We start from the raw sequence: 269 nt of genomic DNA, 5'->3' as shown, positions 1-269 counted from the left end.
GGCCGATGTCGACATGGACTTCGACGTTCGCCCGAACGAGCCTGCCGAAATCGAAGAACCAGCGTTTATCGAAGAGCTGTCGATCGAAGAGCCAGAGGCCGCCCGGCTTTCCGGCACAGCCGCTGAAGCGGCGTTCGACGACGATTTCGATCTGAGCTTCGCCGATGCGCCCGCCGAGGACGCCGAAGAGCCGGTGGCGCAGGTCGTTGCAGCCGAACCAGCGGCGCCGGCCGCCGCTGTCGCCCCGACGGCCCCAGTGGCCGCGGAAC

The 269-nt window shown here is 67.7% G+C and carries 1 protein-coding gene; it reads right to left on the bottom strand.

Translation table 11 applies throughout. The annotated features are described in order from the left end of the window. Positions 1–269: hypothetical protein (locus E5W70_RS33230; RefSeq protein WP_366509758.1), on the bottom strand; the 269-nt coding region annotated here is incomplete at both ends.

This window comes from Mesorhizobium sp. (assembly GCF_005063415.1).
Lineage (GTDB): Bacteria > Pseudomonadota > Alphaproteobacteria > Rhizobiales > Rhizobiaceae > Mesorhizobium.
This window is presented reverse-complemented; position numbering and strand designations above follow the sequence as displayed.